Origin of the sequence: Rhodococcus mengyinensis, from assembly GCF_048381435.1 — a bacterium.
Lineage (GTDB): Bacteria > Actinomycetota > Actinomycetes > Mycobacteriales > Mycobacteriaceae > Rhodococcus_F > Rhodococcus_F opacus_D.
Window position 1 is genome coordinate 22,749 of the sequence record NZ_JBLWIT010000126.1, and the last position, 24,805, is coordinate 47,553.

At 66.6% G+C, this 24,805-nt stretch carries 27 protein-coding genes; 13 read left to right on the forward strand and 14 right to left on the reverse strand.

Annotation, left to right across the window (positions count from 1 at the left end):
- Window positions 1-19: 19 nt before the first annotated feature.
- Entirely contained in the window at window positions 20-853 is an 834-nt protein-coding gene (locus tag ACNJ7E_RS28945) for a class I SAM-dependent methyltransferase (protein ID WP_283352837.1), read from the forward strand.
- A 13-nt stretch (window positions 854-866) separates the two neighbouring features.
- Window positions 867-1,751 carry a formyltetrahydrofolate deformylase gene (purU, locus tag ACNJ7E_RS28950; protein WP_007301369.1) on the forward strand — a complete coding sequence of 295 codons (885 nt, stop codon included), beginning with the start codon at window positions 867-869 and terminating at the stop codon, window positions 1,749-1,751.
- A gap of 13 nt (window positions 1,752-1,764) precedes the next feature.
- Here the strand turns inward: purU and ACNJ7E_RS28955 are convergent, their stop codons facing one another.
- On the reverse strand, window positions 1,765-2,436 hold the full coding sequence (locus tag ACNJ7E_RS28955) for a GntR family transcriptional regulator (RefSeq protein WP_280779857.1): 672 nt from the start codon (window positions 2,434-2,436) through the stop codon (window positions 1,765-1,767).
- A gap of 193 nt (window positions 2,437-2,629) precedes the next feature.
- On the opposite strand from ACNJ7E_RS28955, the gene ACNJ7E_RS28960 reads away from it, so the two are divergent.
- From ACNJ7E_RS28960 to ACNJ7E_RS28970, 3 genes are read left to right on the forward strand one after another with little or no spacing between them, the layout of a single operon-like run.
- Window positions 2,630-3,382 (forward strand): HpcH/HpaI aldolase family protein, encoded by a 753-nt coding sequence (locus ACNJ7E_RS28960; protein ID WP_418341596.1) that lies wholly within the window; start codon window positions 2,630-2,632, stop codon window positions 3,380-3,382.
- Complete coding sequence (locus tag ACNJ7E_RS28965; RefSeq protein ID WP_009474777.1) at window positions 3,379-4,731, forward strand: MFS transporter; 1,353 nt, start codon at window positions 3,379-3,381, stop codon at window positions 4,729-4,731. Before ACNJ7E_RS28960 ends, ACNJ7E_RS28965 begins: the two co-directional genes overlap by 4 nt.
- Before the next feature lies 1 nt (window position 4,732).
- Window positions 4,733-5,533 (forward strand): carbon-nitrogen hydrolase family protein, encoded by an 801-nt coding sequence (locus tag ACNJ7E_RS28970; protein WP_280779855.1) that lies wholly within the window; start codon window positions 4,733-4,735, stop codon window positions 5,531-5,533.
- A gap of 70 nt (window positions 5,534-5,603) precedes the next feature.
- Here ACNJ7E_RS28970 and ACNJ7E_RS28975 read toward each other — a convergent pair whose 3' ends face one another.
- The 6 genes from ACNJ7E_RS28975 to ACNJ7E_RS29000 form a co-directional block, all read right to left on the reverse strand.
- Complete coding sequence (locus ACNJ7E_RS28975) at window positions 5,604-6,635, reverse strand: alpha/beta fold hydrolase (protein ID WP_280779854.1); 1,032 nt, start codon at window positions 6,633-6,635, stop codon at window positions 5,604-5,606.
- A gap of 17 nt (window positions 6,636-6,652) precedes the next feature.
- Complete coding sequence (locus ACNJ7E_RS28980) at window positions 6,653-7,423, reverse strand: MerR family transcriptional regulator (RefSeq protein WP_418341597.1); 771 nt, start codon at window positions 7,421-7,423, stop codon at window positions 6,653-6,655.
- Between the two features lie 213 nt (window positions 7,424-7,636).
- A complete protein-coding gene (locus ACNJ7E_RS28985; RefSeq protein ID WP_005251878.1) occupies window positions 7,637-7,930 on the reverse strand; it encodes a DUF2516 family protein in 294 nt (97 codons plus the stop codon).
- A 72-nt stretch (window positions 7,931-8,002) separates the two neighbouring features.
- Window positions 8,003-8,833, reverse strand: coding sequence for a major lipid droplet protein TadA (gene tadA / locus ACNJ7E_RS28990; protein WP_418341598.1), 831 nt, complete (start codon window positions 8,831-8,833; stop codon window positions 8,003-8,005).
- Window positions 8,826-9,332 carry a helix-turn-helix domain-containing protein gene (locus ACNJ7E_RS28995; RefSeq protein ID WP_005261063.1) on the reverse strand — a complete coding sequence of 169 codons (507 nt, stop codon included), beginning with the start codon at window positions 9,330-9,332 and terminating at the stop codon, window positions 8,826-8,828. Before ACNJ7E_RS28995 ends, tadA begins: the two co-directional genes overlap by 8 nt.
- 103 nt (window positions 9,333-9,435) lie before the next feature.
- On the reverse strand, window positions 9,436-10,707 hold the full coding sequence (locus tag ACNJ7E_RS29000) for a DUF445 domain-containing protein (protein ID WP_280779852.1): 1,272 nt from the start codon (window positions 10,705-10,707) through the stop codon (window positions 9,436-9,438).
- A gap of 144 nt (window positions 10,708-10,851) precedes the next feature.
- Here ACNJ7E_RS29000 and ACNJ7E_RS29005 point away from each other — a divergent pair, with 144 nt between their 5' ends.
- Window positions 10,852-11,592 carry a TetR/AcrR family transcriptional regulator gene (locus ACNJ7E_RS29005; RefSeq protein ID WP_009474782.1) on the forward strand — a complete coding sequence of 247 codons (741 nt, stop codon included), beginning with the start codon at window positions 10,852-10,854 and terminating at the stop codon, window positions 11,590-11,592.
- Window positions 11,593-11,640: 48 nt separating this feature from the next.
- Window positions 11,641-11,946 (forward strand): DUF4873 domain-containing protein, encoded by a 306-nt coding sequence (locus tag ACNJ7E_RS29010; protein ID WP_280779851.1) that lies wholly within the window; start codon window positions 11,641-11,643, stop codon window positions 11,944-11,946.
- Here ACNJ7E_RS29010 and ACNJ7E_RS29015 read toward each other — a convergent pair.
- The gene (locus tag ACNJ7E_RS29015; protein ID WP_418341599.1) at window positions 11,933-13,408 is read right to left on the reverse strand and encodes a flavin-containing monooxygenase; all 1,476 of its coding nucleotides are present in this window, start codon (window positions 13,406-13,408) and stop codon (window positions 11,933-11,935) included. The genes ACNJ7E_RS29010 and ACNJ7E_RS29015 overlap by 14 nt on opposite strands.
- A 35-nt stretch (window positions 13,409-13,443) precedes the next feature.
- On the opposite strand from ACNJ7E_RS29015, the gene ACNJ7E_RS29020 reads away from it, so the two are divergent.
- Complete coding sequence (locus ACNJ7E_RS29020; RefSeq protein ID WP_280779849.1) at window positions 13,444-14,304, forward strand: polyphosphate kinase 2 family protein; 861 nt, start codon at window positions 13,444-13,446, stop codon at window positions 14,302-14,304.
- A gap of 21 nt (window positions 14,305-14,325) precedes the next feature.
- Here the strand turns inward: ACNJ7E_RS29020 and ACNJ7E_RS29025 are convergent, their stop codons facing one another.
- On the reverse strand, window positions 14,326-14,556 hold the full coding sequence (locus ACNJ7E_RS29025; RefSeq protein WP_016882734.1) for a hypothetical protein: 231 nt from the start codon (window positions 14,554-14,556) through the stop codon (window positions 14,326-14,328).
- 96 nt (window positions 14,557-14,652) lie between these two features.
- Between ACNJ7E_RS29025 and ACNJ7E_RS29030 the strand changes: the two genes are divergently transcribed.
- The 3 genes from ACNJ7E_RS29030 to ACNJ7E_RS29040 all read left to right on the forward strand — a co-directional run bounded on the left by ACNJ7E_RS29030 (window position 14,653) and on the right by ACNJ7E_RS29040 (window position 16,771).
- Window positions 14,653-15,210 (forward strand): DUF2231 domain-containing protein, encoded by a 558-nt coding sequence (locus ACNJ7E_RS29030; RefSeq protein WP_280779848.1) that lies wholly within the window; start codon window positions 14,653-14,655, stop codon window positions 15,208-15,210.
- A gap of 16 nt (window positions 15,211-15,226) precedes the next feature.
- Window positions 15,227-15,382 carry a DUF6131 family protein gene (locus ACNJ7E_RS29035; RefSeq protein WP_005251863.1) on the forward strand — a complete coding sequence of 52 codons (156 nt, stop codon included), beginning with the start codon at window positions 15,227-15,229 and terminating at the stop codon, window positions 15,380-15,382.
- 174 nt (window positions 15,383-15,556) lie between these two features.
- Entirely contained in the window at window positions 15,557-16,771 is a 1,215-nt protein-coding gene (locus tag ACNJ7E_RS29040) for a glycosyltransferase (RefSeq protein WP_411194622.1), read from the forward strand.
- A 22-nt stretch (window positions 16,772-16,793) separates the two neighbouring features.
- On the opposite strand, the gene ACNJ7E_RS29045 is transcribed toward ACNJ7E_RS29040, so the two are convergent.
- Window positions 16,794-17,102, reverse strand: a complete 309-nt coding sequence (locus ACNJ7E_RS29045; protein ID WP_418341600.1) for an STAS domain-containing protein — start codon at window positions 17,100-17,102, stop codon at window positions 16,794-16,796.
- Between the two features lie 358 nt (window positions 17,103-17,460).
- On the reverse strand, window positions 17,461-18,225 hold the full coding sequence (locus ACNJ7E_RS29050; RefSeq protein ID WP_418341601.1) for a GAF and ANTAR domain-containing protein: 765 nt from the start codon (window positions 18,223-18,225) through the stop codon (window positions 17,461-17,463).
- Between the two features lie 221 nt (window positions 18,226-18,446).
- On the opposite strand from ACNJ7E_RS29050, the gene ACNJ7E_RS29055 reads away from it, so the two are divergent.
- Both ACNJ7E_RS29055 and ACNJ7E_RS29060 read left to right on the forward strand, forming a co-directional pair.
- The gene (locus ACNJ7E_RS29055; protein WP_009474792.1) at window positions 18,447-18,881 is read left to right on the forward strand and encodes an ATP-binding protein; all 435 of its coding nucleotides are present in this window, start codon (window positions 18,447-18,449) and stop codon (window positions 18,879-18,881) included.
- Complete coding sequence (locus ACNJ7E_RS29060; RefSeq protein WP_005251853.1) at window positions 18,878-19,675, forward strand: RNA polymerase sigma factor SigF; 798 nt, start codon at window positions 18,878-18,880, stop codon at window positions 19,673-19,675. The genes ACNJ7E_RS29055 and ACNJ7E_RS29060 overlap by 4 nt, the downstream gene beginning before the upstream one ends.
- 177 nt (window positions 19,676-19,852) lie before the next feature.
- On the opposite strand, the gene metE is transcribed toward ACNJ7E_RS29060, so the two are convergent.
- The 3 genes from metE to aceA form a co-directional block, all read right to left on the reverse strand.
- Window positions 19,853-22,147 carry a 5-methyltetrahydropteroyltriglutamate--homocysteine S-methyltransferase gene (metE, locus tag ACNJ7E_RS29065; protein ID WP_280779844.1) on the reverse strand — a complete coding sequence of 765 codons (2,295 nt, stop codon included), beginning with the start codon at window positions 22,145-22,147 and terminating at the stop codon, window positions 19,853-19,855.
- 123 nt (window positions 22,148-22,270) lie between these two features.
- A complete protein-coding gene (locus tag ACNJ7E_RS29070; protein WP_005261077.1) occupies window positions 22,271-23,167 on the reverse strand; it encodes a 3-hydroxybutyryl-CoA dehydrogenase in 897 nt (298 codons plus the stop codon).
- A 120-nt stretch (window positions 23,168-23,287) separates the two neighbouring features.
- Window positions 23,288-24,577: an isocitrate lyase gene (aceA, locus tag ACNJ7E_RS29075; protein WP_418341602.1), complete on the reverse strand. Its 1,290-nt coding sequence runs from the start codon at window positions 24,575-24,577 to the stop codon at window positions 23,288-23,290.
- Window positions 24,578-24,805 lie beyond the last annotated feature (228 nt).

Below are 24,805 nucleotides of genomic sequence, written 5' to 3' on the forward strand. Positions count from 1 at the left end.
CACGGCCTAGCATCGCCGTATGAGCGATCCGGGATCGATCTTCGACGAGGCGCGGCTGGAGTTCGACCGGCTGACGACGGCCGTGTGGACGCCGGCCGGGCAGTCACTCGCCTTCCAGCTCGGACTGCGTCCCGGCGACGCCGTCCTCGACGTGTGCTGCGGCGCAGGCTCTTCGGCGCTCCCCGCAGCCACCGCCGTGGGTCCGTCGGGCCTCGTCCACGGCGTCGACCTGGCCGACGAACTGCTCGAGCAGGGGCGGCTGAAGGCGTCGGAGCGTGGATTGCAGAACATCGAGTTCGTCTGCGCGGACGCCACCACCTGGGAGCCGCCGAGCACCGTCCCGGAAGCGGGCTACGACGCGCTGGCCTGCTCGTACGGCGTGTTCTTCCTGCCCCACATGGATGCCGCGTTCACCCGGCTCGCCGGCCTCGTCCGGCCGGGCGGCAAGGTCGGGATCACGGTGTGGCGGCGGGGCGCGTTGCGCGACTTCGCGAGCGCGTTCCAGGACGCCGTGGCCCGGCACCGGGAACCCGAGCCAGAACCGGCCGGGTCGCCGTTCGATCCACTCGAACGCATCGACACCCCGGACGCGCTCCACCAGTGGCTGGGCGAGCTGGGCGCGCACTCGACCGAGGTCCGGGAGCTGTCCAACATCATTCCCGCCACCCCCGAGTTCGCCTGGGACCTCGTCCTGGGTGGGAACTTCCGTCGCGCGCTCGCCCCGTTCGACGCCGGGACGGTCGAGCAGATTCGTCTCGATCTCCTGCAGCTGCTCACCGAACGCGCGATTCACGACATCGACGCCGGCACCCTCGTCGGCACCGCCGTGGTGAACGGCCGGAGCGCGACCTGAAAGACTGTTGCCCATGAGCGCTGCTTCGACCGAGGACCACCGGTACGTTCTTTCTCTCGGCTGCCCCGACCGCACCGGCATCGTCGCCCGGATCTCGACGTTCCTCGCCGAGGTCGGCGGCTGGATCGTCGAGGCGGCGTACCACGCCGACGCCGACACCGGCTGGTTCTTCACCCGGCAGGCAGTGCGTGCCTCCTCGGTAGACATGTCGATCGAGGAACTCCGGGAGCGCTTCGCGGCCGTCGCCGCCGAACTCGGCCCCGAGACCGAGTGGACCGTGTCCGACACCGGTGAGCGAAAGCGGGTGGTGCTGCTGGTGAGCAAGGAGGCGCACTGCCTCCACGACCTGCTCGGCCGCGCGGCCGGAGGCGAGTTGCCGGCCGACATCTGCGCGGTGATCGGCAACCACCGCGATCTCGAGACCGTCACCAGGCAGCACGGCATCGACTTCCATCACGTCCCGTTCCCGAAGGATCCCGCCGAACGCGGGCCCGCGTTCGAGCAGGTGCGTGAACTGGTCGACGCCCATGACCCCGATGCCGTCGTGCTGGCGCGTTTCATGCAGGTGCTGCCCTCGGCACTGTGCGAGCACTGGGCCGGCCGGGCGATCAACATCCACCACAGCTTCCTGCCGTCCTTCGTCGGGGCCCGCCCCTACCACCAGGCATTCGCCCGCGGTGTGAAGCTGATCGGCGCAACCTGCCACTACGTGACGGCCGAACTCGACGCGGGCCCCATCATCGAGCAGGACGTGATCCGCGTCGACCACGCAGACGAGGTCGCGGACATGGTCCGGCAGGGTCGCGACATCGAAAAGCTCGTGCTGTCCCGTGGCCTGCGCTGGCATCTCGAGGACCGCGTCCTTGTCCACGGCCGTAAGACGGTGGTGTTCAGCTAGTTTCGTCGTCCCGCTACTGGGACGGCAGCAACGCCAGCACTTCCGGGACGGGCCGCAGGTGGGCGGTGAGGATCTCCAGCGCCTGGTCGGCGTCGACGGCGTCGAGTGCGGCGACGAGCGCCCGATGCTGCGCGTTGATGGTGTCGAGCCGCTGGGGTCCGACGTTCAACGCGCGGACGGCGACGCGTTGCTGCCGCGACCGCAGCGAATCGTAGAGTTCGGTGAGCACCGAGTTCTGCGCTGCGCTGACCATGGTCAGGTGGAATTCGCGGTCGAGGCCTGACACCGCGAACCAGTCCTGTTCGCGGCCCGCGGCTTCCATCGGCTCGATCAGATCGACCATGTGCGCGGGTGCGCCGACTCCCCGCGCACACAGGGTGGACACCGCATGGCCTTCGATCAGCAGCCGGGTCTGGTAGACCTCTTCGAGTTCGCGACCGGTGACCGTGCGCACCTGCGCACCCTTGCGCGGAAGCAGCGTGATGAACCGTTCGGCGGCGAGCCGGTGAAACGCCTCTCGCACCGGGGTGCGTGAGACTCCCATCGTCCCGGAGACCCAGAGCTCGTCGAGGAATCGGCCGCCTTCGATGGACCCGCGGATGATCTCGTCCCGCAACCAGACATAGACCCGATCTCGTGCCGGTCCGGATTCACCGGTGGGCCCGGCGAGCGTCGATGCCGACATCTCGATCCCTTCGTCGAACGGTCCATCGGATTGACGGACTCGTAACAAATTGATCATACAAGCTATGGACACACCAAGTATTCTCTGTGTATACATGACATATACAGAGCGATGTGGGGGCGGTCACAGCGCAGTGACCGCCGAGAGCCACCCGCTTCCGGCAAGCGACCCCCCGAAAAAGGAGACCACCAGCATGTACAGCACCCCCGCCGATCGGCGTTACGCGATCTGGCTGTCCGACCCGAGCTTCGCCGCAGCGGAGATCGCGCGCGGCATCGGCTACGGCGCCGTGGTCCTCGACATCGAGCACGGATCCTTCGACCTCGCGGATCTCGAACGGTTCATCCCGTTCCTGCGCAGCCTCGGCATGGAGGTCCTGGCGAAGGTGCTCGGACCCGAACGCGGCCCCATCCAGCAGGCGCTGGACTTCGGCGCGACGGCTGTCGTCATCCCCCACATCGAGAATGCGGCTCACGCAAAGGAAGTCACGGCATTCGCGAAGTTCCCGCCACTCGGCGACCGGAGTTTCGCGGGCGGCCGCACCACCAACTACGGCGGTTTCACCGACGAGTGGGTCACGGAGCAGGACACGTTCACCCGGTGCTACCCGATGATCGAGGACGCCGGAGCGATCGAGAACATCGCCGAGATCCTGGCACTCGACACCGTCGACGGCGTGTTCGTCGGACCGTCCGACCTCTCCCTCCGCCGCGAACGCGGGGCATACTCACGCGAAGAGGGTGACTTCACCGACCTCGCCGCGGTGGCCACGGCCGCCGCCGAGGCGGGCAAGCCCTGGGTGCTCCCGGCATGGAGCGTCGAAGAGAAGGAGTTCGCGCTGCATTACGGGGCCGACCAGATGGCGCTGATCATGCAGCACGGCGCACTCGCCGCAGGATTTGCGGCACCGTTCGAGCAGATCAAGCAGATCAGGGAGTCACGATGACGACCCAGACGTCGGGACCGGTATCCCCCGACAGCGCGGAAGCGGCGGCCCACCCCAAGGTGGGCCGTGCCCGGTGGACCATCGCCGGCGTTCTCGGCGTCGGCATGTTCGTCAACTACATCGACCGCGTCAACCTCTCGATCGCCGCCCCGGAGATCATGCGCGACTTCGAGATCAGTGCGTCGCAGATGGGCATGGTGTCCTCCGCATTCCTCTGGACGTACGCCATGCTCCAGATGCCGATCGGATCGTTCATCGACAAGATCGGCGTCCGGTGGGTCAACCGGGCGGCGGCGTTCCTGTGGGCGGTCGCCTCGTTCGCGTCCGCCGCCGCAGGTGGTCTCGGCATGCTGCTCGTCGCCCGTCTGGTCCTCGGCGTCGGCGAGGCGCCGACGGTGCCCGCAGGCTGGAAGGCCATCGGTCAGTGGTTCCCCCGGCAGGAGCGTGGAACCGCCACGGCCATCTTCGACGGGTGCGCGAAGATTTCCAACGTCATCGGCATCCCGATCATGGCCTTCCTCGTCACCACGTTCAGCTGGCACGCGGCGTTCATCTTCACCGGCATCCTGTCCGTCGGTTACCTGGCCGTGTGGTGGCTGCTCTATCTCACCCCGAAACAGGCTCTCGCCAAGGGCCGCCTCAGCCAAGCGGAATTCGACTTCATCCGGGCCGGCGGCGCGGAGGACGAAGACGCCGAGACGGCCGGGTCGCTCAACGGACTGGGTTACCTGCTGCGCCGGCGCAAGACGTGGGGCCTGGCGCTCGGCTACGCGTCGTACACCTACGCCTACTACGTCCTGCTCACCTGGCTGCCGGCCTATCTGGAGAAGCAGTTCGGGGTGAATCTGCTCAAGGGCGGCATCTACACGATGATTCCGTGGCTGGTCGCCGTCATCGCGCAGTTCCTCATCGCGGGCATCCTGATGGACCGATGGCTGGCGCGGACCGGCGACGTCACCAAGGTGCGCCGAACCGTGCTGGTGGTCAGCCTGCTCGCGTCCCTCGCGGTGACGGGCGCAGCGTACGCGGGATCGATCGCCGTCGCGCTGATCTTCCTGTCGATCGGCGCAGCCGGACTGGCTGTGTCCGTTCCCGCCGGTTCCAGCATCGTCGCCCTGATCGCCCCGCAGGGGTACACAGGATCGCTCGGCGGAATAGTCAACTTCGTCGCCAATCTCCTCGGGATCGCGGCGCCCATCGTGACCGGCATGGTGGTCGACTCCACGGGCTCGTTCGCGGGGGCCTTCCTCGCGACCGGAGCGGTCTTGATCGGCGGAATCTTCTGTTACACCGTGGTGCTCGGCAAGATCGAACGGATGCCGGCACCCGTCACTTCGGAAAGGCACTGACATGGTCGACATCGCAATCGCTCAATTCGCACCGGGTTCGGACAAGCAGGACAATCTCGGCCGAATCGCGAAGTTCGCCGAGGAGGCGGCGGCGGGCGGCGCCCGGGTACTTGCAGCACCCGAATACGCGATGTTCACGGTCCCGACGATGGACGAGCGGTTCGTGGACTCCGCCGAATCCCTCGACGGCGAGTTCGTCACCGGGCTCGGCGAGATCGCCGCCCGCCACCGGTTGATCCTCGTCGCGGGAATCAACGAAGCGATCCCGGGCGAGCGCCGCATCTTCAACACCCTCGTCGCGGTTGCCCCCGACGGCAGTATCGCCGCCGCGTATCGGAAGCTGCACCTGTACGACGCATTCGGTTACAAGGAGTCGGACTTCGTGCAGGCCGGCTCGATCGGCGAACCCGAGACGTTCACCGTCGACGGCGTCACCTTCGGCATGCAGACGTGTTACGACCTGCGGTTCCCGGAGGTGACCCGGCGCATCGTCGACTCGGGCGCGGACGTCCTGGTCCTGCCCGCCGAGTGGGTGCCCGGCCCGCTCAAGGAAGACCACTGGACCACGCTCGTCCGCGCCCGGGCCATCGAGAACACCATCTACGTCGCCGCGGCCGACCAGAGCGCCCCGGCCGGTTCGGGTGCGTCGATGATCGTGGATCCCATGGGGGTGGTGATCGCGTCCCTCGGTGAACGGGTCGGGACCGCGATCGGCACCGTCTCCCCCGAGCGCATCGCAGAGGTCCGCGCCAAGAACCCGGCGCTGTCGCTGCGCCGTTTCGGTGTGGTCGCCAACCAGTAGATGCCGACGAATTGGTCAGGCTCACAGGCTATTGCGTGTGAGCCTGACCAATCCGCATGCAACTGTCGGATCAGAGATTGCGGAGCCGGACGATCTCCTTGTCGAACTCGTCGATGCTCTCGACGGAGCTCATGTGGCCGACGCCGGGCAGGACGATGAGCCGCTCGAGGTGACCGGCCTCGTCCAGGACGCGAGCGAGCTTGCGGGCGTGGACGGGTGGGGTCAGTCGGTCCATGGAGCCGACGAGCACCGTGGTCGGGACGTCGAGGTTGTCGAGAGCCTCGTGGATGTCGAGGCCGCTGAGCGCGGCGCCCCAGCCGCCGCGGATGCGCGGCTTGCAGTCCCGGACGATGTTCTCGCAGAACTGGACTTCGGCGCGGGAGGCGTTCGGCGACATCGACACGTACTGGAGTGCGCGCGTCATCACCGGCGACGACACCAACGGAACCGGGGTACTCAGGACGGCGCGGCCGACCGGAACCGGCACGCGCGGAAAACGATTCGGCAGCGGGATGACGGTGGTCTCGGCGATGAGCCGATCACAGGCGGTGCTGGCGAGCAGAACTGCCGACGCGTACTTCTTCACCTCGTCGGGGTGACGGCCTGCCCACGCCATGATGCTCATGCCACCCATGCTGTGACCGACGAGCACGGCCTTCTTGTCGTCACGCACCGTCGCCTTCAGCACCTCCGACAGGTCGTCGGCGAGGACGTCCGGGCCGAGCGGGAGCGAGCCGACGGTGCTGCGGCCGTGCCCACGCTGGTCGTAGGTGATGACCCGGTACTCGTCCGCCAGCGCGTTCACCTGCGGGTACCAGTATTCGGTGGAACAGGTCCAGCCATGGCTCAGCACAATGGGATCGCCGTCCACCGGACCGTAGGCGCGGACGTACAGCGTCGCTCCGTCGTCGGTGAGGATCTCCGTCACGTCCGGGCGCAGGTTCGGGGTGCGCAGCAGCTCGTTCGGCGCCACCTCGGTCGACAACGTCAACCCGCGGGTGGCGCGCTTGTGGCGGATCGCCGCTGCCGCGGCGACGACGGCGCCCACTCCGGCTGCGCCGGCGAGTGCCCGGAAGGCGATGGTGCGCGAACTGCTGGTCATTCCTGCCCCTGTCCTGTCTAACTTGCTCTGTTGGTGTCTGTGCTCGTCGCCGGGCCCGGTGTCTCACCGAGTTGCCGGGCCGCCCGTTCGAGTGCCTTGGAGATCTGTTCCTCCATCGCCTCTTCGAACAGCGACTGGACGGCATCGCGCGTGAGGGGACGCATCTGGTCGACGAGCCGCGCGATCTCCGAGACTTTCGCCTCGTCGAGTTCGAGCGGCTCGCCCTCGGCGGCGAGGTAGCGGTCCGCGACGACGGCGACGAACCGCGCGGCGACGTCCGAGAGGTCTCGTCGCACCGCCGCGGTCTGTTCGAGGACGTCCTCGAGCGGGATGCCGGCGTCGACGAGGACCTGCGCCGCCTCGACCAGTCGTGGATCGTTCACCGAGTAGTCGTCACCGGCGGGAACGAGCACTCCGAGTTCGGTGCCCAGGGCGATGTTGGCCTCGGTGGTCTGCGCACCGAACATGCGTTTCAGCTCGGCGATCGTGAGGCGGGCCGCTCGCCTGCGCTTCTTCCACCGGCTGCCCGGATCGTCGGTCTCCAGAACGTCCTTGACCTGGAGGCCGTAGTGCGCAGCCGTGAGAAGTTCGCTGATGGTGGCGAACGTATAGCCGCGATCGAGCATGCGCCCGATCAGGTGCAGACGGGCGAGGTGCGATTCGTTGTACCACCCGGTGCGCCCCTGCTTCCGTGGCGGCGGGAGCAAGCCGCGGTCCTGGTAGACGCGCACGTTTCGTACGCTCACCCGCGCCTCGCGCGCGAGGTCGTCGATCCGGTATTCCTTCATCGGACGATGTGCGCCCGTCGGAGCAGCAGCCGCGACGGGCCGCCGACGAGTCCCGCGGCCGGGTGGGCATCGCTCACTGAGTCACGCAGATGGACGACGGACATGTCAGCTCCTCGGTAGCCGTGTCACCACAATAGCATTGTCACAATGCCCATTGTCATCGTTTGGGTGCACGAGGGCCACGCCTTCACGTGCTCATGGGGTGGGGAGCGGCTACCAGCGAGGCCCGCGCTGCACGTCGTCGACGCGCGGGCGCACGTCCACGAGATAGACGCACACCGCGACGACCGCGACGATGCCGAACAACTGCACGGCCGGGAACAGCAGGAGGACGAGGAACGCGACGGCGAGAATGCTCAGCCAGATCGGTTTGCTCAACTTGTCCACGGCGGTGAACGCGTCTTTGCGCTGGCGAGCCGCGTGGAACAGCGCGTATGCAGCACCGCCCAGGGCGACGATGCGAATCACCAACAAGATCACCGAGACGACGCCGTCAACTTGAATCACAGCCCCATCCTACGAGGTCGACACGCAAACGGCCCCCGCACCGAACGTGCGGGGGCCGAAAAGCGTGAAGGATCAAGCCTTCTTGGCCGGAGCAGCCTTCTTGGCCGGAGCGGCGGCCTTCTTGGCCGGGGCCGGGGCCGGAGTTGCCGCAGCCTTGGCCGGAGCAGCCTTCTTGGCGGGAGCGGCGTGCTTGGCCTGGGCAGCCTTGTCGGCCTGAGCCTGGACGTCGGCAGCGGTGGCGTCGACGCGATCGGCGGCGTCCTTCGACGCTTCCTCGGCCTGGTCGCCCAGGTCGAGAACCTTCAGGGCAGCCTCGTCGCCGGCGTCGGCGATGGCTTCGCCGAGTCCCTCGGCGGTGTCGGAGATGCGACCCGAAGCGCGGCCCGCGAGCTTCGCGGCCTGCTCGCCGACGGCGCGCGTCTGGCGTGCAACGGTGCCGAGAGCTTCCTCGGTCAGCTCGACGGCGTCGCCGAAGGCGGTCTCGGCGCGGCCGATGCCCTCCTCGACGACCGGCTGCTTGCGGATGCGCTCGACGGTGTCTTCGCCGCGCTCCGCGAGAGACGTGTACAGGTCGGACGCGACCTTCAGGTAGGCCTCGGCGACCTTGCGCAGCTCGTCGGCGGTGAACTTCTCACGCAGCTCGGCAAGCTCCTCGGGCAGCTCGGACGGCAGTCCGGCGAGGCGGTCGCGAAGGTTCTCGACACCCTCGGTGACCTCTTCCTGGAGTCCGGCGATGCGCTCCTTGGCGCCGCCGACACGCTCTTCGACGTCACCCTGGGTGGACTCGGCGCGCGAGCGGACCTGGGCGACGACGTCGGCCACGGCCTGCACGACGACGTCTCCGGCGCCTACGGCCGCGTACAGCGAGGTCTTGACGCTGTCGATGGTCTTCTGGTCAGTCATCGGCTTTCTCCTGTTCAACGGTGGGGGGTTCTGGTTCCGGCGTCTGGGAATCAGAACGCTGGTGTTCTTCTGTCCGAAGCTCGGACGTCCGGGATTCGGCCGCTTCCGCCGATTCGTTCTCACGACAGAACGACTCGTAGATCTCGAGCAGCACTTGCTTCTGCCGCTCGGTAATGGCCGTATCCGCGAGCAGAGCGTCACGGAGTGGACCGTGTGGCCGCTGCTCGAGGTAACCCGCCTGGACGTACAGGACCTCCGACGACACCCGGAGACCCTTGGCTATCTGCCCAAGCACCTCGGCCGAGGGCTTGCGCAACCCACGTTCGATCTGACTCAGATACGGATTACTGACACCGGCCAGCTGCGCCAGCTGCCGCATCGACACCTGGGCCGCTTCGCGCTGGGCACGAATGAAACCTCCGATGTCGTGAGCGGCGTTGCTGACTACGCGAGCTGCCAGATCTCCTGCACCGGCCGCGTCGCGATCATCGCTTGCCATCAGTCCTCCGTGTTGCTGGGCAGAACCAAGCCTAAAGCAGGGTGCTAGCAATTGCAAGCACTCTGTTAGCACCCAGCTAGCGGACCCTCCGCCGAGGCCGATGTCAGCCGAACAGCAACGTCGAGAACGTGTAGATCAGCAGCCCCGCGATCGACCCGACCACGGTGCCGTTGATGCGGATGAACTGGAGATCCCGTCCCACCTGCAGTTCGATCTTCTTGGACGCCTCCTCGGCGTCCCAGCGCTCGACGGTGTCGGAGATGATCGCGGTGATCTCGTCGGTGTAGTGGACGACGACGTAGCGCGTACCGGCGAGCACCCACCCGTCGACCTTGGCCCTCAGCTCGTGGTCGTCGCGCAGCCGCTCACCGAATCGCACGACGTTCTCCGCGACCTTCGTGCGCAGCGTGCTGTTCGGGTCGTCGACGGATTCCATGATCAGGCGCTTGGCGACCGTCCACGTCGCGGCGGCGAGACCGGTCACCTCCTCGCGCCCCATGATCTCGGCCTTGATCTTCTCGGCCTTCTCCATGGTCGCGGGGTCGTTCTGCAGGTCGTCGGCGAAGTCGACGAGGAAGCGGTTGGCCGCCTGCCGCACCTCGTGCTCCGGGTTGGATCGCACCTTCCAGGTGAATTCGACGAGCTCGCGGTGGATCTTCTCGCCGAGCATGGCGTCGACGAACTTGGGCGACCAGGCGGGCGAATCGCGGCTGACGATCCGGTCGATGGTCTCCTGACTCCCGAGCGCCCACTGGTGCGCCCGCTCGGCGAGCAGATCCAGGATCGGCAACTGCCGGTTCTCGCGCAGGAGTTCGCCGAGCACGCGCCCGATCGGCGGCCCCCACTGGGGCTCGGCCAGCCTGCGCACCAGCGTGCTGTCGATGATCTGCTGCACGTCCTCGTCGCGCAGGATCTCGACGAAGCCGCGCAGGATGGTGGCCGTCTCGGCAGCGACGCGCGCGGCATGCTTGGGCTGCGCCATCCACCTGCCCAGCCGCAGCGGGATCTCCGCGGCCTCGACCTTGGCGGACACCACCTCGGGAGCGAGGAAGTTCTGGCCGACGAAGTTGCCGAGGCTCGCCCCCAGCTGGTCCTTCTTGCGCTTGATGATCGCGGTGTGCGGGATCGGCAACCCCAGCGGATGCCGGAACAGGGCCGTCACCGCGAACCAGTCGGCCAGCGCACCGACCATGCCTGCCTCCGACGCGGCCCGAACGTAGCCGACCCACGCCCCCGCGCCCCGCGATTCCTGCCACCTGCACACGAGGTAGACCACGGTGGCGAACACGAGGAAGCCCGTCGCGACAGCCTTCATCTTGCGGAGATCGCGGCGCTTCGCGTCGTCGTCGAAGGCGGAAAGGCTCAATTGGTCCACAGCGCCATTGTGCCCAAGGTCGGCGCGGAGGCGGCCACCCCGCCGCCGGAGCCGCGCCCGCACAGGCGGCGTTGTGCCGGGCGACAAGACCCGAGCACTAAGCTGACAGGAGATCGCGACACGAAACGGATGTGAAGAGAGTCAGTGGCGAACGACGGCGTGAAGGATCCTGAGCAGGTGACCGAGTCGATGACGAAGCTGGACAAGGCGGCAAAGCCCGATGGGCGCAAGCGCCGCTGGCGTGAGCACAAGATCGCACGCCGAGAAGAACTCGTCGACGGAACGATCGCCGCCATCCGCCTGCGTGGACGGGACATCGGCATGGACGAGATCGCATCCGAGATCGGTGTCTCCAAGACGGTGCTGTACCGCTATTTCGCGGACAAGAGCGATCTGACGAACGCGACCATGGCGCGCTACGTGGAAACCACACTCGCCCCGCGGATCTACGAGGCGATCGGCGGAGACCTCGACGACTTCGAGCTCACCCGCGCCACCATCACGGCGTACGTCGAGACGGTGGCGTCGGATCCCGACGTCTACCTGTACATCATGGCCAACGGCTCCGGCCCGGGCCGCGAAACGGTCGCCGACTCGGAACGGATGATCGCGGAGGTGCTCTCCACCGTTCTCGGCGAGCGGCTGCGGCAGATGGAGATGGACTCCGGCGGCGCCGTCCCCTGGGCGTACGGAATCGTCGGCGGTGTGCAGCTGGCGACGCACTGGTGGATCTCCAACCGGTCCATGTCGGTCGAGGATCTGATCAACTACCTGACGATGATGACCTGGGGTGGCGTCACCGGTATCGCCGCCGTCAACGGCTCGCCCGCGCGATTCAATGCGATCCCGCACCCGCTGCGCCCGCCTGCGGCCGAGGCCGACTAGCGCCGAACGATTCTTGTGTAACTATCAGTTACAGGTAAACTCGCCTGTGTGAACGAACACGAGGAAGAAGAGGGCTACCGCGGCCCCGCCGACGTCGTCGTCGGCGACCGTCCCGCCGTGACCGTGCAGGTCCAGTTGGCGGGAAACTTCGAACCCATCAGCGGTCGGTACGTCTGGCACGGCCGCGTCCGCACCCTGACCGACGTCCTCGGCGCCGATGCCGACCTGTCCGCGGGCACCGAGCTGCAGATCACGGGCCCGGATGGCACGGCCACCGCCCGGATCACCGGGATGGACCTCTGGGGAAGCCATCTCGTCGACGGAGTGACGCCCCCGCCGTTCAGCCGGGTGTGAACTCGAAGTCCGCCGGTTCGACCGACCGCGTCCGTCGCCAGTAGCGCACGGTCGAACCCGGCCAGATAGTGCGGTTGACGCCGTGCGAGTCCAGGTACCAGCTCACGCACCCGCCGGTGGACCACACGCCCTTTGCCAGTTTCCGTTGGATGTCGGTGTTGAAGCGGCTCTGCACAGCGGGCCGGACGGCCGCGGAATCGGCGCCGCGCCGGTCGACGAGATCCATCAACTCCAGTGCATAACGAATCTGCGACTCGATCATGAAGACCACCGAATTGTGACCGAGCCCGGTGTTGGGGCCGAAGAGGAAGAACGCGTTGGGGTAACCCGCGACGGTGATACCGAGGTGGGTGCGGATCCCGTGTTCCTCCCATTCGTCGGCGAGGCGCCGGCCCTCGACCCCGGTGAGGTCGACATTGTCGAAGCCGTCGGTGACGTGGAATCCGGTGGCGTAGATGATCGCGTCCACCGCCCGCTCAGCCCCGTCGTCCGCGACGATACTGTGCGGGCGTACCTCGGCGATGCCCTCGGTGATCACGACCGTCTTCGGTGAGATCAACGCCGGGTAGTACACGTCCGACCCCAGGATCCGCTTGCAACCGATGCGATAGGACGGGGTCAGCTTCCGGCGAAGTTCGGGATCGGTGACGGTCCTGTTCAGGTTCTTCCGCGCCGCGCTCTCGATCGGCCGCATCAGACGGGAGTGCCCGTTGAACCCGAGCGCGAGCGATTCGTAAGTCCAGTAGACCGCGGCACGCACCATTCGACGGGCCAGCGGGACCCGGCCCAACAGGCGCCGCGCCTCCGGCGGAATGCCGAAGTTCAGGCCGGGTATCACCCAGGGCGGCGTCCGCTGATACAGCTGCAACTCGGCTACGTCGCCCACGATCTCGGGAACGAACTGGACTGCGCTGGCACCCGTGCCGATCACCGCGACTTCCTTGCCCCGCAGGTCGTAGTCGTGGTTCCACTGCGCCGAGTGGAACGCCGTTCCCTCGAAGGTGTCGGCGCCGGGCAGATCCGGGACGTTCGGGATGTGGAGGGCGCCGATCCCGGACACGACGAACTGGGAGACGTACTCGTCGCCCGACTCGGTGTGGACGTGCCACCGTTGCCGTTCGGCGTCCCAGTGCCCGCCCGTCATCGTGCGGCCGAAATGAATGTTGCGCCGCAGGTCGTACTTGTCGGCCAGGCCGCGCAGATAGTCGAAGATCTCCTCCTGTCCCGACCACATCCGCGTCCAGTCCGGGTTCGGCTCGAACGAGAACGAGTACAGGTGCGAGGGCACGTCACACGCACAACCCGGGTACGTGTTCTCCCGCCAGGTGCCGCCGACCTCCCGCGCCTTCTCCAGCAGGATGAAGTCGTCGCGTCCCCGCTTGCGGAGCTGGATGGCCGTGCCCAGACCCGAAAATCCCGTCCCGATCACCAGGACACGACACCGGTGCACCTCGCCGCCCACGACTCCATGTAACGCTCCTGTGGCACTGTTTGTACATGGCAGACAAGGCACGCGGATTGTGGAAGACGCCGGCGATCGAGGCCCTGCGATCGCGCCCGGGTCAGCGGATCGCCGAACTCGATTGCGGGAGCACACCGGGGTTCGTCGGCGACAAGTCGGACGGGGTCGCGCTGCTCGAGGAACGCGGTGCGGTGCTGTCGTCCCTCCAGGAGAAGCTCTACGCCAACGGACGATCCGGCGACGGCCGGTCGGTGCTCCTCGTGCTGCAGGGCATGGACACCGCGGGTAAAGGCGGGATGGTCCGCCACGTCATCGGGCACGTGGATCCGCAGGGCGTGGATCACGCGTCGTTCGGCGTGCCCACACCCGAGGAGAAGCGCCACCACTTCCTGTGGCGGATCGACAACGCCCTGCCCCGCGGCGGGCAACTCGGCGTGTTCGACCGGTCGCACTACGAGGACGTGCTGGTGGTCCGGGTTCACGATCTCGTGCCCGCCGAAATCTGGAGCGGCCGCTACGACGAGATCAACCATTTCGAGAAGGAACTCGTCGCCGGCGGCACGACGCTGGTGAAGGTCGCGATGTTCGTCTCACTCGACGAACAGAAGTCGCGGCTGCGCGAACGGTTGGAACGCCGGGACAAATACTGGAAGTACAACCCCTCGGACGTCGACGAGCGCAAGCTCTGGCCCGCATACCAGGACGCGTATCAGGCGATGCTCGACGAGACGTCGACCGATTACGCGCCGTGGTACGTGGTTCCGTGCGACCGCAAGTGGTACAGCCGGATCGCGGTCAGCGAGCTGCTGATCGACGCCCTGGAGAAGCTGGACCTCGACTGGCCGCCCGCCACTTTCGACATCGACGCGGAGAAGCGGAGGCTCGCGGACTCCTGAGACCTTCCGGAAATGCCGCCGTCAGAAGAGGTGCGGCGTTTCGTGGTGCAGCCTGTGATCGTGACGCACGGCTCCTCCGTACAGCGCCATCGCTCCGGCCAGCGCGACGACGCACAGAGATCCGGAGATCACCGCCCAGCCGCCCTGCCCCGAGCCTGCGGCGACGAGGAATCCGCCGAGACAGACCACCGACAACAACACGAGAGCGAAGCTGACCCAAGCAGCGAAGAGATTGAGTTTCACGGCACTCACCTCACCTTCGAGAACGTGGTCCCGACGCTACGCCCGACCTGCATCGACGACAAGGCAGGCCGGTTTTCTTCGCGCCGCCCTGGGTAACCGGGAGTCATGAACCTCGAGAGCCTGTTCCGGAAAGCGGAATCCGCCGGGTTCCTCGACGGCGGCAGCCGGTTCCTGCAACAGCGGATCCAAGGGGCGCTCGGTTCGTCCGGCGCGGGTGCGATATTGCGCGGATCCTGGCTCGGGCACCCCGTGCATCCCGTTCTCGTCAGCCTCCCCATCGGTGCGTGGGTCGGCGCGACCGTCTTCGATCTGGCGTTCCGCGATCACGTCGGCGCACGCAGGCTGATCGGCCTGGGACTGCTCGCCACTCCCCCGACGTTGGTGACCGGCTGGGCGGACTGGGCCGAACGCGATACGCGTCAGCGCCGCGTCGGCCTGATCCACGCCGAGGCCAACGCCATCGGCATCACGGCCATGCTCGCGTCCTACCTTCGCCGCAGACACGGAACGGACGCACGCGCTGTCGTCACGAGCACCGCGGGACTACTCGCGATCGGTGTCGGCGGCGCGCTCGGCGGCCATCTGACCTACGCAATGGGCGCAGGAGTCGACGGGGTGCGGGAGGGTCCGGGATCGGACTCTCGCCTCGCCCCGGTGGGATGAAGAATCGAGGAACGTCATGATCGTGCTCGGACTGATCTTGCTCCTGATCGGATGGCTCACCGGCCTCACTTGGCTGTGGACCATCGGCATCATCCTCCTGGTGATCGGCGCGATCTTGTGGATTCTCGGCGCCACTGGTCGTGCGGTCGGCGGTAGGCGGCGTTGGTATTAGAACGCAACACCGGCCTGCCTGTGCCACCTGTCCTGTGACAGAGTGCTAGCCGGTCGGTTTACAAACCCGAAGTTCGGGAATCCCCGTGGCATGACGGCCATTCATCGCGAACCCAGACCTCCCGTGTGCGGCGGGCAACCGATGAGAACGGCAGCCGTCGGCACCTCGAGACGATTGAGGATTTCGATGGTCTCGGCCAACGCCAGTCCTCTCGACGTCTCGGACGGCGCCGATGTCGGGGGGCAGAGCATTCACCTCGCCGAACTGTCGGCAGCCCTCACACGAGAGGGTCACGACGTCACCGTCTACACCCGGGCGGAGAGCGAGGACGCCCCGGCGCGGGTCACGACCCCCGGCGGATACACCGTGGTGCACGTGCCGGTCGGGCCTCCGCGGCGGATGTCCGAGGCCGAGATCCTGCCGCTGATGGGGGCGTTCGGCAGCGTTCTGAAAGCCGAATGGGAAGCCGAACGGCCCGACATCGTCCACGCCCACTACTGGATGTCCGGGATCGCGACGCAACTCGCCGCCCGCACCATGGGCATTCCGGTGGTCCAGACGTTCCATGCGCTGGGGGTGGTCGAGCAGCGGTTCGAGCGCGCGGATTCGTCGAGCACCCACAACCGAATTCACTTGGAACAGTTGATCGCCCGCGGCGCCACCCGGGTGGTGGCGACGTGTACTGACGAGGTCTTCGAACTCTCCCATCTCGGCCTGCCGCGCTCGCGCACGTCCGTGGTTCCGTCCGGCGTCGACGTCGCCGAGTTCACGCCCGACGGGCGCGCCGACGAGAAGGGCAAACGCCATCGACTCGTCATGGTCGGCCGCTTGGCGCCGAGCAAGGGGTTCGACACCGCGATCGAGGCGCTCTCCCACTTCCCCGACACCGAACTCGTCATCGCGGGCGGGCCGGCCGCCGACGACGTCGCCGACGACCCCGAAGCGTCGCGATTACTGACCCTGGCCCGGGAGACGAAGGTGCGCAACCGGGTACGGATCGTCGGGCGCGTGCCGAGGAACGCCATGCCCTCGCTGCTGCGCTCGGCGGATGCCGTCGTGTGCACCCCCTGGTACGAGCCGTTCGGCATGGTTCCGCTGGAGGCGATGGCCTGCGGCACACCGGTGGTGGCGTCCGCCGTCGGTGGTATGCGGGACACGGTGGTCGACGGCATCACCGGGCGCCTCATCTCACCGCGCAACCCGGTCCGCCTGGCCGAAGCCCTGCGACAGATCTTCGACGACGACGCCCTGCGCACGGGATACGGCATGGCGGGCTGCGATCGCGCCCGCGCCCGCTACTCGTGGGACCGGGTCGCCACCGATACCCTCCGCGCCTACGGCCGCTGCGTGTCGGCCCCTCCGCGCACGAGTCGAACCGGCGCCCACTGACGTCGGGCGCCGGTTCGGACGGTCAGGCCGTTCGGCCGTGCCAGGCCCCGAGGGCACTGTCCACGGAAGCGAAGCAGGGGTAGCTCGACTCCTGGCCCGCGGCTCTGAGCAGCCGATATACCGGCCGACCGCAGATCATCGCCCACGTCCGCCCGTCCCGGACGTTCGCCGCGTGGACGGTGTCGAGCACCGACAGCCCCGCGGTTCCGATGAAATCCACCTTCGACATGTCGAGGATGAACTGCCCCTCGGGCGAAATCCGCGTGCACACGTAGTCGCGGAACCCCGGTGCACTGAACAGGTCGATTTCGCCTCGCACCCCTACCAACATCACCCCGGACCCGACTCGCTCGGAAGTGAATTCCGCGCTCGCACAGCGTGTCGGAGCGGAACCGACAGCCGAGAGCGTTACCCTCGGCTTGTACGTGGTACCGAACTCCGTGCCCGAACACGCCATTTCAGGTTCTGGGACCCCTGGACCAACAGACATGGCTCACCCCATCTCGAACATTGAGAGGGGAAGCGGAGCACCTGCAGACAGACCCGACCTCGGACACATGACACCGTCTGCTACGGCAGCGCTTCCCGACATCGGCTGTGTGTTCAACCTCGGTTCGAGACTACTCCCGCCTGTGGTGTGTCACAAGGAAATAACAGATACTCGAGCTCTCATTTGCCCTGGTGAGCGATTACAAACCGTTACGCACGGTTGTCCGCGCCGAAACAGCCGCGACGACACGTTCTGCGACCACGCGCAGTTTGACGTTCTCCCGCTGCGAACGCGTGACGAGGACGTCGAACGCGGTCTCGGCGTCGAGACCCCGCAACGCCATCACGATTCCCTTCGCCTGATCGATGACAGCGCGGGACCGGAGGGCGATACGGAGTTGCTCGATCAGATTCCTCGCCTCGCCGTACCGCCGGGCATTGCGCACCGCGACCGCAGCCGCCTCGACGTACAGCTCCAGCACCGACTCGTCCATGCGATGGAAGGCGTGCGGCAACAGTCCGTACAGATTCAGCGCGGCGGACTGCTCCGCGACGGGCAGGGGTACGGACAGATAGCTGTGGACGCCTGCCGGTTCGGAACTCGCGGCGTACGCCGGCCACCTCTCGTACGCCGCGGCACGGTCGGCCCGCACGGTCTCGCGGGAGCGCACGGCGTCGAGCGCAGGCCCCTCACCGAAGCGGTACTGCAACTCCTCGAGCACCGCGAGCTCGTCCGACGTCGCGGCCACCGTGACGGGACCCGTCGGCCGGAGAACGGTGATCCCGGCCATCGCCGCACCCGGGAACACCTCGACCACCCGACGGCACAGCGTGTGCAGCACCACGTCGGTCTCGTCCACGGGTTCGAGCAACTCGAGCACAGCGTCGAGCGACACGGTGACCGCGTCGGCGTCCGCGGTCTCGACGTCATTCGTCAACGTGTGCAGGTGAATCTCGTCAGGCATCCCACTCGTCTCCCGTGACCACCATGACCCTGCCGAGGGCCTCAGGAACGCTGATCGTGCCGCCAACACTACTCGGGCAAACGTACTGATCGGACTGGTTTGATCGGTCCTGTTCTGCGGTATTCCACCTGCGGTGTCGCCGGATCGCTACCCTGACTTCTCAGCAGCGCGGGCCGACCCACCGCCCGCCGACAGCACGGTACGCCCGACCCGGAGGTCTCATGGCCATCGCCAAGACAATCGAACCCGACCAGGATCACACACATCCCGTCGTCGAACTGCGCGTGCGAGCAACGCCCGATCAGCTCTCCGTACTGCGCGCCCTGGCAGCAACCGTTGCCATTCACGAAGATTTCGACCTCGACTCCATCGCCGACATCAAACTGGCCATGGACGAGATCTGTACCCAGCTGATCGTCCGCGCGACACCGGATGCGGTCTTGGTGTGCCGGCTGCAGTATCTCGACAACACCCTGCGAGTCGACGTATCGAGCACCACCACCTCGGTCGACTCCCTCGGCGAGCGTTCGTTCGCCTGGCACGTGCTCAACGCCCTCACCGATTCGGTCGATCTGAAACAGGAGCCAGACTCCGCCACCGCGGGTTTCGTGACCACCATGGAATTCACCAAGGTGAAGAACGGCCTGAGTCTGTGACGTCCCATACTCACAGTGGGGGGCACACGGCCCGTTGGCCGGACGAGTATCAGGACGTCACAGCACTCTTCGAACAGATGGCAGCCCTCGACGAGGACGATCCCCGGCGCAGCAGACTGCGCGACGCCGTCGTGACGCGCTGTCTCCCGCTCGCCGAGCACATCGCACGCCGCTTCGACGGTCGCGGTGAGGCGCACGACGATCTGGTTCAGGTCGCGCGCCTCGGCCTGGTCAACTCGGTCGACCGGTTCGACGTGGAGCGGGGATCCGACTTCGTGTCCTTCGCGGTCCCCACCATCATGGGCGAGGTGCGACGGCACTTCCGCGACACCGGGTGGGCCGTGCGGGTGCCCCGCCGGATGAAGGAACTGCACCTCGCGCTGAGCCAAGCCGTCGCCGAACTGTCCCAGAGTCTCGGCCACGCTCCCACTGTCAGCGAACTCGCCGAGCACCTGGACCTCGAACAGGAGGAGGTGGCGCAGGGGCTCCTCGCCGGCAACGCGTACCAGACCGTCTCCGTCGACAACACGTCGTCGGACCGGACCGGCGAACTGTCCATGGTGGAGACGCTCGGCGACTACGACGCCGCGATGGACGACGTCGAGAACCACGAAACCCTGCGCCCCCTGCTTCAATCCCTCCCCGAACGGGAGCGGACCGTCCTCATGCTGCGATTCTTCGGCAACATGACACAGACCCAGATCGCCGACCGGGTCGGTATCTCGCAGATGCACGTGTCCCGGTTGCTGGCGAAGACACTGGCATCACTGCGAGATCAACTCGGTGACGCGTAGGTCAGATCGTTGCCGTGTCGATCACGAATCGGTACCGCACGTCGCTGCCGACCACGCGGTCGTAGGCGCCGTCGCGTGCTGCCCCACTCGTGGCGGCCTACACCTCGACATGTTTGCGCGACCGAAAGCCCGTTCGGGGCCACCGCTGAGGCGGTGACCCCGAACACGCCGGAGAAATCAGGCCTCGGATTCTTCCTTCTCGGCCCGCCTGCGGAGTCGCTTCGCCGCCGCCACCATATTGCGCAGCGAAGGCTCGAGCTGCCAGTAGTGACGCGTCTTCAGACCGCCGTCCGGGTTGGCCCACAACCGTTCGAGTGAGACCGACTCGCTCGCCTCCGTGAGCAGTTCGTCCAACTCGTCGATGTCCGGAATCCGGGCCGACCGGCTCTCGTACACACCCGGACCGACACCGTGGGTCAGCGCCCGCTCCTTGATGGCACCGAGCACCCACGTGATGGAGCGCGTCGCCACGATCGCCGTCACGTCCGCGTCGAGCCGTTCGATGGCGTCGACCACCGACGCCCGGCTCGTGTACGTGATATGCGTGTGGATCTGCGTCTCCGGCTTCGCCCCGCCCGTCGCGAGACGAAATGCGTCGACCGCCCACTCGAGATACGCCTCGCGGCCGTTCTCGCGCAACGGCAGCAGTTCCCGGATCGCCGGCTCGTCGACCTGGATGATCGCGATGCCCGCCGCCTCGAGGTCGGCGATCTCGTCGCGGATCACCAGCGCCAACTGGTCGGCCGTCTCGTACAGCGGCTGATCCTGGCGGACGAACGACCGCGCGATCATCGTCACCGGACCCGTGAGCATGCCCTTGACCGGCTTGTCCGTCAGCGACTGCGCGTACGAGATCCACTCGACGGTCATCGGCTTCGGCCGCGACACGTCCCCGTAGAGGATCGGCGGACGTGTACACCGCGAGCCGTAAGCCTGCACCCACCCGTTGTGGGTGAAGGCATACCCCTCGAGAAGCTCCGCGAAGTACTGCACCATGTCGTTGCGCTCGTGCTCACCGTGCACGAAGACGTCGAGCCCGATGTCTTCCTGCAACCGGATCGTGCTTTCGATCTCGGCCTGGATCCGCTTGTAGTATTCCTCCCACTCGAGGCGTCCCTCACCCAGCTCGTACCGCGCCTGCCGGATCGCGTCCGTCTGCGGGAACGAGCCCAGCGTCGTCGCCGGAACCAGCGGCAGGTTCAGTCGCTCCTGCTGGGCGACCCGCCGCTCCTCGTACGGAACCCGGAAGCGGTCGCCCGGCTTGATCGCGTTGACCCGTGCCCGCACCGCGTGCTTGAGCTTGAAGTGCACCGACGTGGGACGCTTGCGCCACTTGTCGGACGGCCCCTCGGTGAGCGCCTTGGCCAGCGAGACCACCTCGCCGACCTTCTGCTTCGCGAACGCGAGCCGGTCTGCGACATCACCCGGGATGTCGTACTCGGACAGCACGTCGTACGGAACGTGCAGCAACGACGTCGACGTCGAGACCACGAGATCCGGCACGACGTCCTTCAGCGTGTTCAGGTACGTCAGCGTGTTGTACCGGTCGACGCGCCACACGTTGCGGCCGTCGACCACACCGGCGTAGATGCGCTTGCGCTTCATGCCCGGGATCTTCGCCAGCTCGTCGGCGCTCAGCCGGTGACTGACGAGATCGAGGCCCAGAGCCTCCACCTTGGTGGAGGCGAGGATGGCGAGCGCCTCCCCGAGATGCCCGTACGGACCGGTGACGAGGATGCGGGGCCGCAGCGGTGCGTGCGACAGCTTCTCGTACGCCTTGGCCAGCGCTGCCAGTTCTTCCGCTGTGCGGTCCTCGGTGAACGACGGCTCGTCCAGCTGGACGCATGTGGCGCCGGCCTTCGCGAGCTGCTCGAACAGCCGCTCGTACTCCGGCAGCACCTTGTCCAGCAGGTCGAGGGTCGAGAAACCGTGCCGCTTCGACGTCGGACCGACCTTCGACAGCATCAGCAGCGACACGGGCCCCAGCACGACCGGACGCAGTTCGATCCCGCGGGCCTTCGCCCGCTCGAACTCGTCCATCACGGTCTCGGACCGCAGCGAGAACTCGGTGTTCTCGTCCAGTTCGGGCTGACGGTAGTGGTAGTTGGTGCCGAAGAACCGCACCAGCTCGAGCGGCGGGAAGTCCGGCCGGCCACGCGCCAGCGTGAAGTAGAAGTCCAGCGGATCGAGCTGACTCTCGAGCGGCTTGAACCGCTCGGGCACGGCACCGAACAGCAGCGCGTTGTCGAGTACGTGGTCGTAGTAGGAGAACGTGTTGCCCGGGACCTGGGTCAGACCGGTCGCGGCGAGCTCACTCCACGTCTCCTCCTGAAGGTCCCGGGCGACGGCGACGAGTTCTTCCTTCGTGCTCGTGCCGTGCCAGTAGGACTCGAGGGCACGCTTGAGTTCGCGGCGAGGTCCGATGCGGGGATACCCCAGGATGCTGGATCCGTATGCTGCGGTGCTGGACATGCGGTCGACCTTTCTGGGCTCAGTCCAGTGGCTGAGAATGCCTCTGGGCTCGATGCACCTGTGCGCCTCTCACAACCGCCAGTGGTCGTGAAAGGCGCACAGGCGTAGTCGCCTACCTACCTACTAGCTGGCCTTCTTGCTGGCACGACCGTTGTCGCCGTACTCGTAGAAGCCCGCACCGGACTTCTTGCCGACCAACCCGGCCTCGACCATGCGAAGCAGCAGCGGCGGCGCCGAGTACAGGGGCTCCTTGAACTCTTCGTACATCGAGTCGGCGATGGACTTGACCGTGTCCAGGCCCACCAGGTCGGTCAGCGCGAGCGGACCCATCGGGTGTGCGAGGCCGAGAACCGTTGCCTTGTCGATGTCTTCCTTGGTGGCGAACCCGGACTCCACCATGCGGATCGCGGAGAGCAGGTAGGGCACCAGAAGGGCGTTGACGACGAACCCGGAACGGTCCGCGGAACGGACGACCTGCTTGCCCAGCACATCGCTGGCGAAGGCCTCAGCCCGCTCGGACACCGATTTGCTCGTCTTGAGCGTGGTCACCAGCTCGACGAGGGGAAGCACCGGAACGGGGTTGAAGAAGTGCATCCCGATGACCCGTTCCGGGGACTTCGTGGCGATGCCCAGCTTCATGATCGGGATCGACGACGTGTTGGACGCCAGTACGGCGTTCGGATCCGTCACGACCTGGTCGAGTTCGGTGAAGATCTCGCTCTTCACCTTCTCGTCCTCGACGACGGCCTCCACGACGAGCTGCCGGTCCGCGAAATCACCGAGATCGGAGGTGAACCGCAGCCGCCAGGCGGCCTGCTCACGTTCCCGCTCGGTGATCTTGCCGCTGCTCACTCCGCGGTCGAGCGAACGGAGGATGCGCGAACGCCCCGCCGCCGCAAGCTCGCGGGTTTGCTCGAACACCAGAACGTCGACGTGCGCGCGAGCACACACCTCAGCGATTCCGGCACCCATGATCCCGGCGCCGATCACGCCGACGCGCTGAATCTTTTCGCTGGTCACGTCAGCTCCTTTTTCGTCTAGTGGAGTCGTCGCCCGGGGAGGGGCCCGGTTACAGGCCCCTCCCCGGGGTCGGGTTGATCAGGTGAAACCGTGATCGGTCGAAGCCTTGGAGGACAAGGCTCAGTGGAACTGACCCTCTTCGGTGGATCCCTTCAGAGCAGCCGTCGAGGTGTTGGGGTCGACCGTGGTGGCGATGCTGTCGAAGTAGCCGGCACCGACCTCACGCTGGTGCTTGATGGCGGTGAAGCCACGCTCCTCGGCGGCCTTGAACTCGCGCTCCTGCAGGTCGACGAAGGCGGTCATGCCCTCGCGGGCGTAGCCGTGGGCCAAGTCGAACATGCCGTAGTTGAGCGAGTGGAAGCCGGCCAGGGTGATGAACTGGAACTTGAAGCCCATCGCGCCGAGCTCCTTCTGGAACTTCGCGATGGTCGAGTCGTCCAGGTGCGCCTTCCAGTTGAAGGACGGCGAGCAGTTGTAGGCGAGCAGCTGGTCCGGGAACTCGCTTCGAACGGACTCGGCGAACTTCTTGGCGACCTCGAGGTCCGGCACGCCGGTCTCCATCCAGATGAGGTCGGCGTACGGGGCGTAGGCCTTGGCGCGAGCGATGCAGGGCTCGATGCCGTTCTTGACACCGAAGAAGCCCTCGGCGGTGCGGGTGCCGTCCAGGAACTGCTGGTCGCGCTCGTCGACGTCGGACGTGATGAGGGTCGCGGCCTCGGCATCGGTGCGGGCGATGACCACGGTGGGAACGTCCGCGACGTCGGCCGCGAGGCGAGCCGAGGTCAGGGTGCGGATGTGCTGCTGCGTGGGGATGAGGACCTTGCCACCGAGGTGGCCGCACTTCTTCTCCGACGCGAGCTGGTCTTCCCAGTGCGAACCGGCGACGCCGGCCGCGATCATGGCCTTCTGCAGCTCGTAGACGTTGAGCGCGCCACCGAAGCCTGCTTCGCCGTCGGCGACGATCGGGGCGAGCCAGTTGTCGACGGAGGTGTCGCCCTCGACCTTGGCGATCTCGTCGGCGCGCAGCAGGGCGTTGTTGATGCGGCGCACGACCTGCGGGACCGAGTTGGCCGGGTAGAGGCTCTGGTCGGGGTAGGTGTGTCCGGACAGGTTCGCGTCACCGGCGACCTGCCAGCCGGACAGGTAGATGGCCTTGAGGCCTGCACGGACCTGCTGAACGGCCTGGTTACCGGTCAGCGCGCCCAGCGAGTTGATGTAGTCCTCGTTGTTCACGAGGTCCCAGAGGATCTCGGAACCACGGCGTGCGAGGGTCTGCTCTTCGACAACGGTGCCCTGGAGCTTGGCGACCTGCTCCGCCGTGTAGTTGCGGGTTACTCCCTTCCAGCGCGGGTTGGTGTCCCAATCCTGCTGGATTCCAGCTGCGGTCTTCGGGGTGCCGGTGGTCGACATCAAGACTCCACTCTCTTCGATCTGCTGGTCCGGTACGGATGTACTGCTTCACATCCTTGCCAGGCCCTTCGTATGTACTTACCCAGAGTGACACAAGCAAAAAGTGCCGTCTACCTGTTGCTACTGCCAATCTTGGCTAGCTTTTCACAGCACCTTGCAAAGACTGTTAAGAAAGTTCGGCGCCATACCTGCCCGATCGGAGAGGAAAAATACTCGCCAGTAGCAAAA

What these genes read in the sequence shown, in the direction of transcription:
- ACNJ7E_RS28960 (WP_418341596.1), top strand. Translation starts at nt 2,630, where the DNA reads ATGTACAGCACCCCCGCCGATCGGCGTTACGCGATCTGGCTGTCCGAC.
- ACNJ7E_RS28965 (WP_009474777.1), top strand. Translation starts at nt 3,379, where the DNA reads ATGACGACCCAGACGTCGGGACCGGTATCCCCCGACAGCGCGGAAGCG.
- metE (WP_280779844.1), bottom strand. Translation starts at nt 22,147, where the DNA reads ATGTCCAGCACCGCAGCATACGGATCCAGCATCCTGGGGTATCCCCGC.
- ACNJ7E_RS28970 (WP_280779855.1), top strand. Translation starts at nt 4,733, where the DNA reads ATGGTCGACATCGCAATCGCTCAATTCGCACCGGGTTCGGACAAGCAG.
- ACNJ7E_RS28955 (WP_280779857.1), bottom strand. Translation starts at nt 2,436, where the DNA reads ATGTCGGCATCGACGCTCGCCGGGCCCACCGGTGAATCCGGACCGGCA.
- ACNJ7E_RS28945 (WP_283352837.1), top strand. Translation starts at nt 20, where the DNA reads ATGAGCGATCCGGGATCGATCTTCGACGAGGCGCGGCTGGAGTTCGAC.
- ACNJ7E_RS29035 (WP_005251863.1), top strand. Translation starts at nt 15,227, where the DNA reads ATGATCGTGCTCGGACTGATCTTGCTCCTGATCGGATGGCTCACCGGC.
- ACNJ7E_RS29045 (WP_418341600.1), bottom strand. Translation starts at nt 17,102, where the DNA reads ATGTTGGTAGGGGTGCGAGGCGAAATCGACCTGTTCAGTGCACCGGGG.
- ACNJ7E_RS29055 (WP_009474792.1), top strand. Translation starts at nt 18,447, where the DNA reads ATGGCCATCGCCAAGACAATCGAACCCGACCAGGATCACACACATCCC.
- purU (WP_007301369.1), top strand. Translation starts at nt 867, where the DNA reads ATGAGCGCTGCTTCGACCGAGGACCACCGGTACGTTCTTTCTCTCGGC.
- tadA (WP_418341598.1), bottom strand. Translation starts at nt 8,833, where the DNA reads ATGACTGACCAGAAGACCATCGACAGCGTCAAGACCTCGCTGTACGCG.
- ACNJ7E_RS29030 (WP_280779848.1), top strand. Translation starts at nt 14,653, where the DNA reads ATGAACCTCGAGAGCCTGTTCCGGAAAGCGGAATCCGCCGGGTTCCTC.
- aceA (WP_418341602.1), bottom strand. Translation starts at nt 24,577, where the DNA reads ATGTCGACCACCGGCACCCCGAAGACCGCAGCTGGAATCCAGCAGGAT.
- ACNJ7E_RS29050 (WP_418341601.1), bottom strand. Translation starts at nt 18,225, where the DNA reads ATGCCTGACGAGATTCACCTGCACACGTTGACGAATGACGTCGAGACC.
- ACNJ7E_RS28975 (WP_280779854.1), bottom strand. Translation starts at nt 6,635, where the DNA reads ATGACCAGCAGTTCGCGCACCATCGCCTTCCGGGCACTCGCCGGCGCA.
- ACNJ7E_RS28995 (WP_005261063.1), bottom strand. Translation starts at nt 9,332, where the DNA reads ATGGCAAGCGATGATCGCGACGCGGCCGGTGCAGGAGATCTGGCAGCT.
- ACNJ7E_RS29020 (WP_280779849.1), top strand. Translation starts at nt 13,444, where the DNA reads ATGGCAGACAAGGCACGCGGATTGTGGAAGACGCCGGCGATCGAGGCC.
- ACNJ7E_RS28980 (WP_418341597.1), bottom strand. Translation starts at nt 7,423, where the DNA reads ATGAAGGAATACCGGATCGACGACCTCGCGCGCGAGGCGCGGGTGAGC.